The organism is Bacillus sp. FAU18 (assembly GCF_056033885.1).
This window is the reverse complement of sequence record NZ_JBVYHZ010000003.1, coordinates 1267764-1285057: the sequence shown is the minus strand read 5'-3', so window position 1 is coordinate 1285057 and position 17294 is coordinate 1267764. Positions and strand designations below refer to the sequence as shown.

Annotated in this window: 3 protein-coding genes; all 3 read left to right on the top strand. The window is 45.5% G+C overall.

Translation table 11 applies throughout. From position 1 onward, the window contains the following. Positions 1 to 27: 27 nt before the first annotated feature. The 3 genes from dacB to ppsB all read left to right on the top strand — a co-directional run bounded on the left by dacB (position 28) and on the right by ppsB (position 17277). Complete coding sequence (gene dacB / locus AC0OMU_RS06530) at positions 28 to 1503, top strand: D-alanyl-D-alanine carboxypeptidase/D-alanyl-D-alanine endopeptidase (protein WP_474240996.1); 1476 nt, start codon at positions 28 to 30, stop codon at positions 1501 to 1503. 381 nt (positions 1504 to 1884) lie between these two features. Next, the gene (gene ppsA / locus AC0OMU_RS06525; RefSeq protein WP_474240995.1) at positions 1885 to 9570 is read left to right on the top strand and encodes a plipastatin non-ribosomal peptide synthetase PpsA; all 7686 of its coding nucleotides are present in this window, start codon (positions 1885 to 1887) and stop codon (positions 9568 to 9570) included. 24 nt (positions 9571 to 9594) lie between these two features. Continuing rightward, positions 9595 to 17277, top strand: coding sequence for a plipastatin non-ribosomal peptide synthetase PpsB (gene ppsB, locus AC0OMU_RS06520; RefSeq protein WP_474240994.1), 7683 nt, complete (start codon positions 9595 to 9597; stop codon positions 17275 to 17277). Positions 17278 to 17294: the final 17 nt, after the last annotated feature.

Here is a 17294-nt window from a genome sequence, read left to right as displayed (position 1 = left end):
ATGAAGCGCAGAGAGGCGGGGAAATTAATGAAAAAAAGCATAAAGCTTTATGTTGCTGTTTTACTGCTTTTCGTCGTTGCTTCGGTGCCTTATATGCATCAGGCTGCGCTTGCCGCTGAAAAACAAGATGCACTTTCCGGGCAGATCGATAAGATTTTAGCTGATCATCCTGCCCTCGAAGGCGCAATGGCCGGCATCACCGTTCGCTCTGCGGAAACAGGTGCTGTTCTATATGCACATTCAGGAGACACCCGAATGAGGCCTGCCTCTTCTCTAAAGCTTTTGACAGCGGCCGCGGCACTTTCTGTCCTTGGCGAGAACTATTCTTTTACAACCGAGGTCCGGACGGATGGAATACTGAAAGGGAAAAAGCTGAATGGTAACCTTTATTTGAAAGGGAAAGGCGATCCGACACTTTTACCATCTGATTTTGACAAAATGGCTGAGAAATTGAAACATTCCGGCGTAAAAGTAATTAAAGGCAATCTGATCAGTGATGATACGTGGTATGATGACATGCGATTATCACCTGATATGCCTTGGAGCGATGAATACACATATTATGGCGCGCCAATCTCCGCTCTAACAGCGTCTCCAAACGAAGACTATGATGCAGGCACTGTGATTGTTGAGGTCACCCCAAATCAAAAAGAAGGGGAAAAGCCTGCCGTGTCTGTCTCTCCGAAAACCGATTATATAACGATAAAGAACGATGCTAAAACGACTGCTGCCGGTTCAGAGAAAGACCTCACAATCGAAAGAGAGCATGGAACAAACACGATTACAATTGAAGGGAGCGTACCGGTTGACGCAAACAAGACAAAGGAGTGGATTTCTGTCTGGGAGCCTGCCGGATATGCCTTAGATTTATTTAAGCAGTCACTAAAAAAACAAGGAATTACTGTGAAAGGGGACATCAAGACGGGTGAAGCACCTAGTTCTTCAGATGTGCTGCTCTCTCATCGCTCAATGCCTTTATCGAAACTTTTTGTGCCGTTCATGAAATTAAGTAATAACGGACATGCCGAAGTGCTCGTAAAAGAGATGGGGAAAGTGAAAAAAGGAGAAGGGAGCTGGGAAAAGGGGCTCGAAGTGTTAAACAGTACGCTTCCGGAATTTGGTGTTGATTCTAAATCACTCGTCTTAAGGGACGGATCAGGAATCTCACATATTGATGCTGTATCCTCAGATCAACTTTCACAGCTGTTATATGACATTCAGGATCAGAGTTGGTTCTCGGCTTATCTAAATTCTTTACCTGTTGCGGGCAATCCTGACAGAATGGTGGGCGGAACGCTGAGAAACCGCATGAAAGACACTCCTGCACAAGGAAAAGTAAGAGCAAAAACCGGATCGCTCAGTACGGTAAGCTCTCTATCGGGGTACGCAGAAACAAAGAGCGGAAAAAAACTTGTTTTCTCTATTCTTCTAAATGGATTGATTGATGAAGAGGATGGAAAAGATATTGAGGATCAAATCGCTGTCATTTTGGCAAATCAATAATAGCGGAAGACCTGTTTTCCAAGAGAAAACAGGTTTTTTTATGTCTGTAATAACGCTTTGTCGAACCTTCCAACAATTAGAAGAATGATGCAAAAAAGAAAATTAGTTCGATTAAAAAGTAGTGTATAAGACCTTATGTAAAACAATACTTTTATCACTTTATATCCGGAAATTTGATAAAAAAAGAAACGAAAAATAAAGAAATAATACTATATTCAAAAAAATGTTATAAAAATTTAATGTTTTTTATTGTACTTTAAAAAATATCCGTTAATATAGTGCATATATGGATTATATAGTCATATAATTTCTTTTATTGTCATTTTTCTGCTTTTTTCTACTTTTTCTTATCCTCTTATTATGAGAACTGGAGGGAATCCGTTGAGCGAACATACTTATTCTTTAACCCATGCCCAAAGGAGAGTGTGGTTTACCGAACTGCTGGAGCCAAATACCAGCATTTGCAATCTCACAGCCTGTGTGAAATTCAAAGGCAATATTGAGCTTGATACTCTGGAGGGAGCGCTGAATCATTCCATCTCCCGCAACGACGCCATTAGATTTCAGCTGTTAGAAGGAGAAGAGCTTGAGCCGCGATTGCACCTTACTGAATATAAATATTATCCACTTAGAATAATTGATTTTTCAAATGTTGAAATGATAGAAATAGAGCAATGGATTCAGGATCAAGCGAGCATTCCATTTAAACTGTTCAACTCGCCTCTTTATCAATTTTACCTCCTTAGAATTGACTCTCATGAAGTTTGGCTATTTGCTAAATTCCATCATATCATAATGGATGGAATCTCTTTAAACGTGATGGGAAATCAAATTATAGATCTTTATCAAAAAATGAAAAAGAAAGATCCTTTACCTGATCAGCCGGAACCTTCTTACTTGAGCTACATCGAAAAAGAGAGTCAATATCTACAATCTCCGCGGTTTGCAAAGGACCGTTTATTTTGGACGCAAACCTTTGAGCACCCGTTGGAATACCACTCGTTAGCCGACCAGACGTCCTTACAAAAACAGAGCACATCTGCATCCAGAGACACCATCATTCTTTCACCTGATCTAGAGCAAACGATTCGAATCTTCTGCGAAGAACACAAGATCAATATCATTTCCTTATTTATGGCTTCATTTTACATATGCATCAGCCGAATCACTTCTAAAAAAGATCTTGCCATTGGCACCTACTATGGCAACAGAGGGTCAAAGGCTGAAAAAGAAATGCTCGGCATGTTCGTTAGTTCTCTTCCAATCAGAATAACGGTTGATCCTGACACAGATTTTCTTTCCTTTGTCCGCACAATAGGCAGGGAACAGCTTTCTGTTATGCGTCATCAACGGTTTCCTTATAATTTGCTTGTAAATGAATTAAGAAATGAACAGAAGGATTTACACAACCTTATCGGTATATCTATGCAGTATCAGCCACTTCAGTGGCATAATGCAGATGATTTTGACTATGAAACAGCGCTTTATTTCAGCGGATACACCGCGAACGAGCTTTCAGTTCAAATACAAGAACGGATAGACAATGGAACCATTCAATTAAATTTCGACTATCAAAATACCTTGTTTTCTCTTGAGGATATTAAACGAATACAATCTCATCTGCTTACCATACTGGAAAACGCCCTTCACCATCCGCACAGCTTTATAAGAGAATTAGATATGACGAATACAAGTGAAAAGCAAAAATTGTTGTATGAGTTTAACAAGACGGAAGCTGTTTCGCCTAAAGCTTTCACCCTGCATGGGCTGTTTGAGCGACAGGCAGCTTTCACACCGGAGCGGCTGGCCATTGTCTTTTCAGGCGGTTCGCTGACATACGCTGAGCTTGATATGTACGCCAGCCGGCTGGCTGCGCACCTTGCGGCACGCGGCGTCACAAACGAAAGTATCGTCGGTGTCCTGTCTGAACGCTCACCTGACATGCTGATCGCTGTCCTTGCTGTATTGAAGGCCGGAGGGGCGTATTTGCCGCTTGATCCTGCGTATCCAAAGGAGCGGCTGAGCTACATGCTGAAAGACAGCGGGGCATCACTCTTGCTGACACAGCCGGGATGCTCCGCACCGAACTTTTCTGGCGAAACGCTTGAAGTGGACATGACATCTCTTGCGAGCGAAAAAGCAGAAAACCATCTGTTTACTCCTGCTGACGGCGGTTCTCTCGCCTATGTCATCTATACATCGGGCTCTACCGGGCAGCCGAAAGGAGTGGCCGTTGAGCACCGCCAGGCTGTTTCTTTTCTGACCGGCATGCAGTACCAGTTTCCGCTTTCAGAAGATGACATCGTCATGGTGAAAACCTCTTTTTCCTTTGATGCGTCTGTGTGGCAGCTGTTTTGGTGGGCTCTTTCCGGTGCTTCGGCGTATCTGCTTCCGCCCGGCTGGGAAAAAGACTCCGCATTGATCGTAAAAGCCATTCATCAGGAAAAAGTGACAACGGCTCATTTTATTCCGGCTATGCTGAACAGCTTTCTCGATCAAGCGGAAATGTTAGCGCTTGGTGACGGGACAAACCTAAAGCGTGTATTCGCCGGAGGTGAACCGCTAGCGCCGCGTACGGCAGCCCGTTTTGCTTCTGTATTGCCGCAGGTATCATTAATCCATGGCTACGGGCCGACAGAAGCAACGGTAGACGCGGCATTTTACGTATTGGATCCAGAACGGGACAGAGACCGTTTGCGGATTCCGATTGGGAAGCCCGTACCTGGTGCGCGTTTGTATGTTTTAGATCCGCATTTAGCCGTACAGCCTTCCGGTGTCGCCGGCGAACTATACATTGCCGGAGCGGGTGTTGCCAGAGGTTATTTGAATCGGCCGGCATTAACGGAGGAGCGTTTTCTTGAGGACCCGTTTTACCCAGGTGAACGCATGTACAAAACAGGAGATGTGGCGCGCTGGCTCCCTGACGGGAATGTTGAATTCCTGGGACGGTTGGATGATCAGGTGAAAATTCGCGGCTACCGGATTGAACCGGGAGAAATTGAAGCGGCACTAAGAAGTATAGAAGGTGTAAGAGAGGCGGCCGTTACCGTACGGACAGACAGCGGCGAGCCGGAATTATGCGCTTATGTAGAAGGGCTCGGAAGAAACGAAGTCCGTGCGCAGCTTGAGAGACTGTTGCCGGGCTACATGGTCCCAGCCTATATGATAGAGATGGAACAGTGGCCGGTTACACCAAGCGGAAAGCTTGACCGAAACGCCCTGCCAGCTCCTGGCGGAGCGGCAGATGCGGAGACCTACACGGCGCCGAGAAACGTGACTGAGATGAAGCTTTCTCAGCTGTGGGAGGATGTGCTGAAAAATGGCCCTGTCGGGATTCACGACAACTTTTTTGACCGCGGGGGACATTCCTTAAAAGCAACGGCGCTTGTCTCACGGATCGCCAAAGAATTCGATGTACAGTTGCCGCTAAAAGATGTGTTTGCCCATCCGACAGTAGAAGGACTGGCTACCGTTATCCGTGAAGGAACGGACAGTCCATATGAAGCGATTAAGCCCGCTGAAAAACAGGAAACCTATCCGGTTTCCTCTGCCCAAAAGCGGATTTATGTCCTTCAGCAGCTGGAGGACGGAGGGACAGGCTACAATATGCCGGCTGTGTTAGAGCTCGAAGGGAAGCTCAACCCTGAAAGGATGGACAGAGCTTTCAAAGAGCTGATCAAGCGCCACGAGTCGCTTCGGACCGCCTTCGAACAGGACGCAGGAGGCGATCCGGTGCAGCGCATCCATGACGAGGTGCCGTTTACGTTACAGACTACAGTTCTCGGCGCACGAACCGAAGAGGAGGCCGCAGCCGCATTTATCAAACCGTTTGATCTCAACCAAGCGCCGCTGTTCCGTGCCCAAATCGTAAAGGTATCAGATGAGCGGCACCTGTTACTGGTTGATATACATCACATCATTTCAGACGGTGTTTCCGTCAACATTCTGATTCGGGAATTCGGCGAGCTGTACAACAACCGGAATCTTCCGGCGCTGCGTATTCAATATAAAGATTATGCCGCATGGCAAGAAGGATTCAAAACAGGAGACGCGTACAAAACGCAGGAGGCGTACTGGCTAAAGCAGCTCGAGGGCGAGCTGCCTGTGCTGGATCTTCCCGCTGATCATGCCCGCCCGCCGGTGCGAAGCTTCGCGGGTGACAAGGTCTCATTTACGCTGGATCAAGAGGTTGCATCAGGCCTTCACAAGCTGGCACGAGAAAACGGAAGCACACTGTACATGGTGCTCCTTGCGGCGTACACCGCGTTCTTGTCACGCTTAAGCGGACAGGAAGATATCATCGTCGGCTCGCCAATCGCCGGCCGTCCGCACAAGGATCTTGAGCCGATACTCGGCATGTTTGTGAACACGCTGGCGCTTCGGACGCGCCCGGAGGGCGGGAAGCCGTTTGTACAGTATTTGCAGGAAGTGCGTGAGACAGCATTGGAAGCCTTTGAGCATCAGGATTACCCGTTCGAAGAACTTGTCGATAAGCTTGAATTGACACGAGATATGAGCCGGAACCCAGTGTTTGATGCGATGTTTATCCTTCAAAATGTAGAAAAACAGAACATAGATCTGAGAGAAATAAAAGTCCGGCCTGCCAATTTCGTACATCACATTTCTTTATTTGATATCACATTAATAGCTACGGAAATAAGTGGATCTATTTGCTGCGAAATGGAATTTAGTACAGAAGTATTCCTGAAAGCTACAATTGAACGCTGGGCTGATCATTTTATCGAATTTCTGCATGCGGCACTTTCAACCCCTGAAACAAGCCTTGCACAAATAAACATACTTAGTGATAAAGAAAAACAAAAAATAGTCTTTGAATTTAACAAAACTCAAGTTGAATTTGCTCAAAAAGATGTTCCTTTTCATCGCATATTTGAAGCGAAAGCTGAAGAAATTCCAGAACATATAGCTGTTATTGATAACGAAACAGAGATTAGCTATCGACTTCTAAATGAAAGAGCCAATCGTCTGGCACGAACATTGCAAAACAGAAAAGGACCGAAGCCAACTGTGGCTGTTTTAGCCAAGCGGTCCATCGATGCAATTGTTGGAGTGCTGGCAGTGATGAAAGCTGGCGGAGTGTATATCCCGATCGATTCACATTATCCAAAAGCTCGTATTGAATACATTCTTCGTGATAGCGGGGCAGATATTCTTCTTTTACAGCAGGAGTTGAAGCATTTGATTTCAAACTTGCCTGAATCTGAGATGTCTCCCATCTGCCTTGACGATGAAAGCTCTTATGAAGAAAATAGCTGCAACCTTAACTTATCTCCTGCTCCTGAAGAGCCGGTATATATCATTTATACGTCAGGAACGACGGGTGCGCCTAAAGGCGTCATTGTCACCTATCGGAACTTTACTCATGCTGCTCTTGCTTGGCGTCAAATATATGAGCTGGATCGGAAGCCTGTCAGACTGCTTCAAATCGCGAGCTTTTCATTCGATGTCTTCTCAGGAGATTTGGCGAGAACATTGTCCAACGGCGGGGCTCTAATCGTTTGCCCAGATGAAACACGGCTGGAACCTGCTGAAATATATAAAATCATGAACTCTCAGAGAATCACGGTGATGGAGTCGACACCGGCTCTCATTATCCCGGTGATGGAGTATGTATACCGTAACCAGTTCAAGCTTCCTGACTTAGACATGCTGATTCTTGGTTCCGACATGGTGAAAGCTCAAGATTTCAAAACATTGACAGATCGCTTTGGCCAAAGCATGCGCATTATTAATAGCTATGGTGTCACAGAGGCAACCATTGATTCGAGCTTTTATGAAACCAGTATGGGTGGAGAGTGTACGGGAGATAACGTACCAATCGGCAGCCCGCTGCCGAATGTACACATGTACGTACTCAGCCAGACTGATCAAATTCAGCCGATCGGTGTTGCCGGCGAGCTGTGCATCGGCGGGGCAGGTGTTGCGAAAGGCTATCATCAGAAACCTGACTTAACGCAAATGAAATTTACAGAAAATCCATTTGTCTCTGGAGAAAGGCTGTACAGAACCGGTGATCGAGCATGCTGGCTTCCAAACGGAACGATCCGGCTTCTTGGCCGAATGGATTATCAAGTAAAGATAAATGGATACAGAATTGAAACAGAAGAAATTGAAAGTGTTCTGCTTCAAACGGGGCTTGTCAGAGAAGCTGCTGTTGCCGTTCAGCATGATAAAAATGGACAGGCTGGTTTGGCAGCATATATTGTGCCTTCAGACGTCAATACGAATGCTCTCCGTGCTGCTTTAACAAAGGAGCTGCCAGCGTATATGATTCCTGCACATCTGATTCCTTTAGAAAACATGCCGCTAACCCTAAACGGAAAGCTGGACAGAAATGCCTTGCCGGCTCCAAATAATGTGTTATCGCGTCCATATACCGCACCAGTTAACGACATACAAAAAACGATGGCGTATATATGGGAAGATGTACTGAGCATGTCACGAGTCGGCATTCACGATTCCTTTTTTGAGCTTGGCGGAGACTCAATTAAAGCATTACAAGTGGCAGCACGTCTGGCAGCTGAAGGCTGGAGCATGACAATACGCGACTTATTCCGTTATTCAACGATTCAGGAACTATGCGGACATATCACACCATTGGCATCTCAAGCGGACCAGGGACCTGTGGAAGGTGAAGCTGAACTCACCCCGATTCAGCGAAGATTTTTCGGACAGGTACATGCTTTTCACTATCATTACAACCAGTCCGTCATGCTTTTCAGTGAAAAAGGATTCAATGCTAACGCGCTTCATCTAGCGCTGCGTAAAATAACCGAGCATCATGATGCCATTCGCATGATTTTCCAACGTGACCAAAACGGCCATGTCATTCAGTTTAATCGCGGAATCAATCACAAGGATCATGAACTGTTTGGCCTTTATATTTCAGATTGGACAAAAGCATCGCTGGAAAGGGCTCACCTTGATGAAAAACTTGCCGCTGAGGAAACCGTCATTCAAAGCAAAATGAATGTAGAAAAAGGGCCTTTGCTGCAAGCAGGTTTGTTTAAAACGGCAGAAGGGGATCATTTGCTGATTGCACTTCATCATCTTGTGATAGATGGCGTTTCTTGGAGAATTCTGCTTGAGGATTTAGCTGCAGCATATCAGCAGGCTTTAGAAAAGAAAGAAATCCAATTACCGCCAAAAACGGATTCTTATTTATCCTACGCTGATGGTCTTAACCAAATAGCTGAAAGTAAACAATTGCTTTCAGAGAAAACGTATTGGCAAACGATTTTAGACGCTCACACTGCTTTTCTTCCTAAGGACATAGAAAATGTGCCGGACAGACTGCAAATGAACAGCGACGCAGCGGCGTTTGTACTATCCGGGGACTGGACTGAAAAATTGCTGTTTGAAACCCAGCAAGCCTATGGCACTGATGCCAACGAACTTTTGCTTACGGCTTTAGGAATGGCGCTTTCTGAATGGACAGGGCATGACCAAATCGTGATCAGCACTGAGGGACACGGTAGAGAAGGGCATGTGCCAAACATTGATATTTCAAGGACAGTTGGATGGTTTACTTCCATTTATCCTATTCTGCTAGACATGGGTATTCCCGAGCCTTTCGAGGATCAGCTCGCATACCGAATTAAGACGACAAAAGATATGCTGAGAAGAGTACCGAACAAAGGAACTGGATACGGATTGTTAACACACATAGGAGAACTGCGGCATAAAGAGCCTGAGGTCAGCTTTAATTATCTCGGTCAATTTAGCGAAGAGAAGGAAGCTGAAACGTTTCAATTATCATATTACCAGCCCCGTTACGAAATAGCGGGTGAGAGAGAACGAGAGTATGAGCTGGACATCAATGCTCTCATTACGGACGGACGGCTTCAAGTAAAAGCGGTATACACCCAAGTGTTCAGCAAACACTCAATTGAGTGCTTTATGGATCGTTTTCACAGGCATCTTATCGAGACGATTGAGCATTGTTCGCAGAAAAAAGCACGCGAAAAAACACTGAGCGATTTCAGCAATAAGGAATTAACGTTGTCTGCATTATCTAGCATCGAAGATCTCGTGAAAGATCTTTAACTTTTGAAAAGGTGTGTGGAATTGATGGCACAATCGACACAAATTCAAGATATTTATCCGTTATCGCACATGCAGGAAGGAATGCTGTTTCATTCACTAATGGATTTCAGCTCGAAAGCATATATCGAACAGACCTCGTTTACGATCACAGGGAATCTATGCGTCGACTCGTTTCAAAAGAGCTTAAACCTTCTTGTTTCTAGATATGATATTTTCAGAACGATTTTCATTAAAGAAGTACCAGATCTTACAGGTCCGCAGCAGGTAGTCTTATCAAACCGGGAATTGACAGTATATAGAGAAGATATTTCTCGCCTGGCTGATCAAGAACAGCAGACGCTGATTGATGCTTTTATGACTAAGGATCGGGAAAAAGGATTTGATTTGCAAAAAGATCCTTTAATGCGTCTTGCCCTTTTTGATAGAGGAGACAGCCAATATACATGTGTCTGGACACATCACCATATCATCATGGATGGCTGGTGTCTCGGCATTATTCTTAAAGAGTTTTTCAGCATGTATGATTCGCTCAAAAATAACTCACCTGTACAGCTTGGCAGCACGGTGCCGTACAGCCGTTATATTGAATGGCTCGGAGAACAAGATCAAGAAGAGACTGCTGCCTACTGGAGCGAATATTTGAAGGAGTACGGCAATACTGCTTCTATTCCCCGGATAAAGCGCCGCATGGCAGACGGGGATTATAAAGCCGACCAGGTCAGCTTTTCATTAGCGCCGGATATGGTTGAGAAACTGACAGAGGCTGCCCAAAACTGGGGAGTGACATTAAACACGCTGTTTATGAGTATTTGGGGCGTGCTGCTCCATCGATATAATGCTGCAGATGATGCCGTTTTTGGCTCCGTCATTTCGGGACGCCCGTCAGCGATTGACGGGATTGAATCAATGGTCGGCTTGTTTATCAATACTGTTCCAGTGCGAATCCGATCTGCGGAAGGCATAACGTTTTCTTCGCTGGTCAAAGCCGTGCAGGAGGATATTTTATCATCTGAACAGCATGGGTATTATCCGCTTTATGAGATTCAAAACCATAGTCCATTGAAGCAAGGGTTGATCGATCATATTTTTGTTTTTGAAAATTACCCTGTACAGCTTCATCAGGCATTAAGCGTGGAGAGTGAAAATGACGAAGGCGCTCTGAAGCTGAGTGACATTTCAATGTCGGAACAAACTAATTACGACTTTAATATCGTTATCGTTCCGGGAGAATCATTTTATATCAAATTCAGCTACAACGCAGCCGTTTATGAACGGGAAGAGATGCTGAGGATTCAGGGGCATCTAAAACAAGCACTAGATTGCATTTTGGCACATCCCGATATTGCCGTCAGTGACATCAATATCGTCCCGCCGGAGGAGCAACAGGTTATCCAATTGTTTAACGAAACTGAGCGTCCTTATGTGAACAAAACGATATCCCAATTGTTCGAGGAACAAGCCCGCAAAACACCTGAAGCGGCTGCATTAAAAATGGGAGACGATTGCTGGACCTATCGCCAATTAAATATAAGAGCTAATCAGATTGCGCACGCCCTGATAGAAAAAGGCGTTGGATCTGGAGATATCGTGGCTGTGATGATGAACCGGTCAATGGAAATGCCTGCAGCTCTACTTGGGATTTGGAAAGCAGGCGGCGCTTATATGCCGCTTGATCCAAATTTCCCAGAAGAACGTCTTTCTTTCCTGCTGAAGGACAGTCAAGCAGCTCAATTGCTGATAGAAGAAAACCTTATGTCATTCATCCCGCCGCACTATGAAGGAAATATGATACCGATAGAACGTACAGAAAGGCACCAAACAGCGGCTCCAGATGTGCCGCCTGGTGATCTTGCCTACTTAATCTATACGTCGGGAACGACAGGGCGGCCAAAAGGTGTTCTCGTTGATCATCAAGGTATTGCCAATACACTGCAATGGAGACGGGAAGAGTATGGCATGGCCGAACAGGATATATCCCTCCATTTGTTTTCGTACGTGTTTGACGGCTGTGTAACGAGCTTATTTACCCCGCTTTTGTCTGGTGCGTGCGTACTACTGACAACAGATGACGAAGCGAAGGATGTGCTGGCCCTTAAGCGAAAAATAGCCCGTTATAAGGTCAGCCACATGATCATTGTTCCTTCCCTGTACAGGGTGTTATTGGAAGTGATGACTGCTGACGATGCAAAAAGTCTTCGTATTGTGACATTTGCGGGTGAAGCGGTCACGCCTGACCTGCTTGAGTTGAGTCAAATGATTTGTCCTTCTGCAGAACTGGCAAATGAATACGGGCCCACAGAAAACAGTGTGGCAACAACAATATTGCGGCATCTGAATGAAAAAGAGAGGATCACGATTGGACACCCGATCAGAAACACAAAAGTATTTGTTTTGCACGGAAATCAAATGCAGCCGATCGGCGCGGCGGGTGAACTGTGTATTTCCGGCGCGGGTCTTGCGAGAGGATACTACAAACAGCCAGAGCTGACACAGAAAGCATTCTCTGATCATCCATTCCTTGAAGGGGAGCGTTTATACCGAACAGGTGATACAGGCCGCTTTTTGCCTGATGGAACGATTGAATATATTGGACGTTTTGATGATCAAGTAAAAATTAGGGGTTACCGTATTGAACTGAGAGAGATTGAAACAGTTCTTCGACAAGCACCGGGGGTAAAGGAAGCCGCGGTACTGGCCCGTGATGTTTCTGCTGAGGAAAAGGAGCTTGTTGCTTATATCGTTCCAGAAAAGGGAAACAGCCTCCCAGATTTGTATCAGCATCTTGCCGGGACATTGCCGTCCTATATGATCCCAGCAAGTATTATCAACATCAGCCGGATGCCATTAACATCCAGCGGCAAGCTTGACAGGTTTGCGCTTCCTGAACCAGAAAACAATACGAGTGTCACATATATGGCGCCCCGAACCTTAATCGAAGCTGATCTCGCACATATTTGGGAAGATGTGCTGAATAAACAGCACATCGGCATTCGTGATGATTTCTTTCAGTTAGGCGGACAGTCCTTAAAAGCGGCCGCACTGGTATCAAGAATACATAAAAAGCTTAATGTCGAGCTGCCGCTCAGTGAGGTGTTTTCATATCCGACGGTTGAAAGCATGGCGAGCAAATTGATGAGCTTAAAAGAACACGCTTTTACACAGATTGAACCTGCGGATCAAAGAGATGTCTATCCGCTGTCTTTCTCGCAAAAACGATTATATGCTCTTCATCAGCTGGCAGATGACAGCACAGGCTACAACATGCCAGCTGTACTTGAATTACGCGGAAATCTGAATCGCCAGCGGTTGAGAAGCGTTCTCACAGAACTTGTGAATCGGCATGAAGCATTACGGACTGTTTTTGCGCTTGACAGAGACGAGCCTGTGCAGATCATTTATCCAGAGATAGCTTTTGATCTAAAAGAGCTTGAAATGGAATCAGAACAAATGCTTGAGTCTGCAATCGAGACCTTTATCAAACCGTTTGATCTATCATCCGGTCCGCTTTTTAGAGCATGTGTCATTACAATGGGCAATCACCGCGGCTTTTTGCTGCTCGATATGCACCATATTATTGCCGACGGTGTCTCGATGAGCACTCTTGTCCAAGAATTTACTGACTTATATTGCGGAAAGGAGCTGCCAGCTTTAAACCTGCATTATAAGGATTTTGCTGTTTGGCAGCAAGAGAAGTACCCGAAAGAGCTATACAAAAAACAGGAGGCCTACTGGCTCGGTCAGCTTGGCGGGAGTCTTCCTACACTAGAATTACCGCTTGATAAAACAAGGCCGCGTCTCCCTGATTTCAGCGGTGGAACAATTGAAGTCAGCATTGATAAAGACATGGCTGATGAGCTGCACCGTTTAATGGCTGAAACGGGAACAACATTGTATATGATTCTTCTGGCTGTCTATTCTATTTTGTTATCTAAGCTAAGCGGGCAAGAGGATATTGTTGTCGGTTCGCCTGCTGCCGGAAGACCGCACGCTGATCTGGAGCGCGTCATCGGGATGTTCGTCAATACATTGGCGATGCGCAGCAAGCCCGAGGGCCACAAAACGTTCAGCTCCTATTTGCAGGACATTCGCCACCTGGCTCTGACCGCTTACGAGCATCAGGATTATCCTTTTGAGGAGCTGGCAGATAAGCTCGATACAAATCGAGAGGTAAATCGCAACCCGCTGTTCGATGCGATGCTTGTGCTTCAAAGCAGTGAAGATTTCCGGTTCGAAGTGCCTGGTCTGTCGATTTCGTCTGTCACTCTTAAACATGATATTTCTAAATTCGATTTAACGTTACACGCTGAGGAGCATCCGAGTGGAATACGCTGCCGTTTTGAATACAGCACTGCTCTTTTTGAAGAAGAAACCATTACGCGGTGGGCATCCTGTTTTATTGAATTGGTCAAAGAGGTAACGGCGGATACCGAGATGAGAATTTCGGACATGCAATTGCTTCCTGCTGCAGAGCGTAGGTTGCTCCTTGAAAAAATGGGGCAGTATGCAGCTTATCCCAGAAATGAAAACATAGTAAGCTTATTTGAAAAGCAAGCCGCTCAGCATCCGGAGCATATCGCAGTGGTGTGCGGCCATTCTCAGCTTACGTATCGAGACCTGAATGAAAAAGCCGAGCGGGCAGCTGCTATGCTGATCAAACAAGGAGTCAGCACTGGGGATATCGTCGGTCTGATGCTCGATCGGTCACCTGATATGATCATTGGCATTTTATCGATTTTAAAAGCTGGAGGGGCCTATTTGCCGATTGATCCTGAATATCCTCAGGAGCGTATTAGCTTTATGCTCAATGACAGCGGAGCAAAACGGCTGCTGACAGAGCGCGGTCAAAACAAACCTGCAGACTACACCGGACATATTTTGTATATCGATGAATGTGAAAACGACTCAATTCCGGCTAATGTAAACATTCAAGAAATAGTAACGGATCAGCCCGCATACGTGATATACACATCTGGAACGACTGGCCAGCCAAAGGGCGTCATTGTCGAGCACCGCAATGTGATCAGTCTTTTAAAACATCAAAACCTGCCTTTTGAATTTAACCATGAAGACGTCTGGACGTTATTTCATTCTTATTGCTTTGATTTCTCTGTATGGGAGATGTTCGGTGCACTATTGAACGGAGGTACATTAATCGTGGTCTCTAAAGAAACAGCCCGTGACCCCCATGCATTCCGTTTATTGTTAAAAAAAGAGCGCGTCACTGTACTCAACCAGACCCCGACTGCTTTTTACGGCTTGATGCTTGAAGACCAAAATCATACAGATCATTTAAACATCCGCTACGTGATTTTTGGCGGCGAAGCCTTACAGCCCGGATTGCTTCAAAGCTGGAATGAAAAATATCCTCATACTGATTTGATTAATATGTACGGTATTACAGAAACAACGGTCCATGTAACATTCAAAAAATTGTCTGTTGCAGACATTGCAAAAAATAAAAGCAATATCGGTCGGCCTCTTTCTACTCTGCAGGCTCATGTGATGAATGCCCATATGAACCTGCAGCCGACCGGAGTTCCAGGGGAGCTGTATATAGGCGGCGAAGGTGTGGCACGGGGATATCTCAACAGAGATGAGCTGACCGCTGACCGTTTTGTATCCAATCCTTATCTTCCGGGAGACAGATTATACCGAACAGGAGATCTTGCTAAGCGCCTGTCAAATGGCGAGCTGGAATACTTAGGCCGCATTGATGAGCAGGTGAAAGTCAGAGGGCACCGAATTGAGTTAGGCGAAATCCAAGCGGCACTTCTTCAGTATCCAATGATTAAAGAGGCGGCTGTCATTACCAGAGCAGACGAGCAAGGGCAAACAGCTATATATGCTTTTATGGTGATAAGAGATCAACAGGCTGCGAATATATCAGACATCCGGGCTTCCTTAAAAAACGCCTTGCCTGACTTTATGCTGCCTGCCCGTATGATACAAATTGACAGCATCCCGGTGACTGTTAATGGAAAGCTCGATCAGAAAGCCCTGCCAGAACCTGAAAAACACGCTTATACAGCTGATGATATCAGTCCTAGAAATGAGATTGAAACGGTCATGGCTGAAATTTGGGAGGAGCTCCTTAATGTAGATGAGCTGGGTGTAAGCGCCAATTTCTTTGAGCTTGGCGGAGACTCTATTAAAGCGCTGCAGGTTTGTGCCAGACTGAAGCAGCGCGGATTTGAAACGACAGTACGTGAGATGTTTGAACATCAGACTCTTGGTGAACTGTCCGCCCGGGTTCGAAAAAACGTACGCGCCATTGATCAAGGCCCGGTCGAAGGCGAGATTACTTGGACACCTATCCAGCAGTGGTTTTTCTCGCAATCTCTGGAAAGCCATCATTTTAACCAGTCCGTTATGATCTACCGGGCTGAACGATTTGATGAGGCTGCGCTTAGAAAAGTACTAAAAAGCCTTGTGACTCATCATGATGCACTGAGAATCGTATGCCGGCATGAAGATGGCAGGCAGGTGCAGATAAACAGAGGGATAGATCTTTCAGATGAGGAGCTATATGCACTTGAACTGTTTGATGTAAAGGATAGCCTAACAGAAGCACGGAACACGATTGAGGAAGCAGCCAGCCGGATGCAAGAACATATTCGTTTGGAAACCGGCCCCTTGCTTCACGCTGGATTGTTTAGAACCGAGAATGGTGACCATTTATTTCTGACGATTCATCACTTAGTTGTTGATGCGGTTTCCTGGCGAATTTTGTTCGAGGATTTTTCAGGTGCTTACAAACAGGCAGTCTCAGGAGAATCTATTAAACTGCCGCAAAAAACAGATTCATATTTAACGTATTCACAAAGAATAGCTGACTACTCTAAAAGCCGCCAGGTGCAGCGCGAAGCAGCGTACTGGGATGAGTGCGAGAACCGTCACATCCAGCCTATTCCAAAAGACAATGACGCAGCATCTAACACATTCAAAGATACAGAAGTGATTGATTTTGAGCTATCTCGCCATCACACAGAATTACTATTAACGGTTGCACATAAAGCTTACAGCACGGAGATGAATGATATTCTTCTGACAGCTTTAGGTCTTGCTTTGCAGAAATGGACGGGAAATAACCAATTTAAAATCAGCATGGAGGGCCACGGAAGGGAATCATATCTTGAGGACATCGATATTAGCAGAACTGTTGGCTGGTTCACCTCCATTTATCCTGTGTGGCTTGATATGAGAGATTCCGATCATAAGGACAAAGAAGAGCGGCTGGGCCACCTTATTAAACAGACAAAAGATATGCTGCACCATATACCGCATAAAGGCGCGGGCTACGGCGTGCTGAAATATATCAGCAAAAGATGGGGCTCTGAGAAAAACAGCCCAGAAATCAGCTTTAATTATTTAGGCCAGTTTGATCAGGATATTCAATCAAATGCCTTTGAGGTGTCTGACATCAAGCCAGGAAATGAGATCAGCCCGAACTGGGAGCGTCCTTATGCACTGGATATCAGCGGCGCCGTTTCTTCGGGGTGCCTGAACATGCACATCATCTATAACAGGCATCAATTTGAGGAAGAAACCATTCAAACATTTGCCAGGCATTTTAAACAGACTCTGGAAAACATCATTGACCATTGTACCGGTAAAGAAAACCGAGAGTGGAGCGCATCTGATTTCACTGATGAAGACTTAACGCTTGATGAATTGAGTGAGATTATGGGAGCCGTCAACAAACTATAGGGAGAGGAGATTCACTG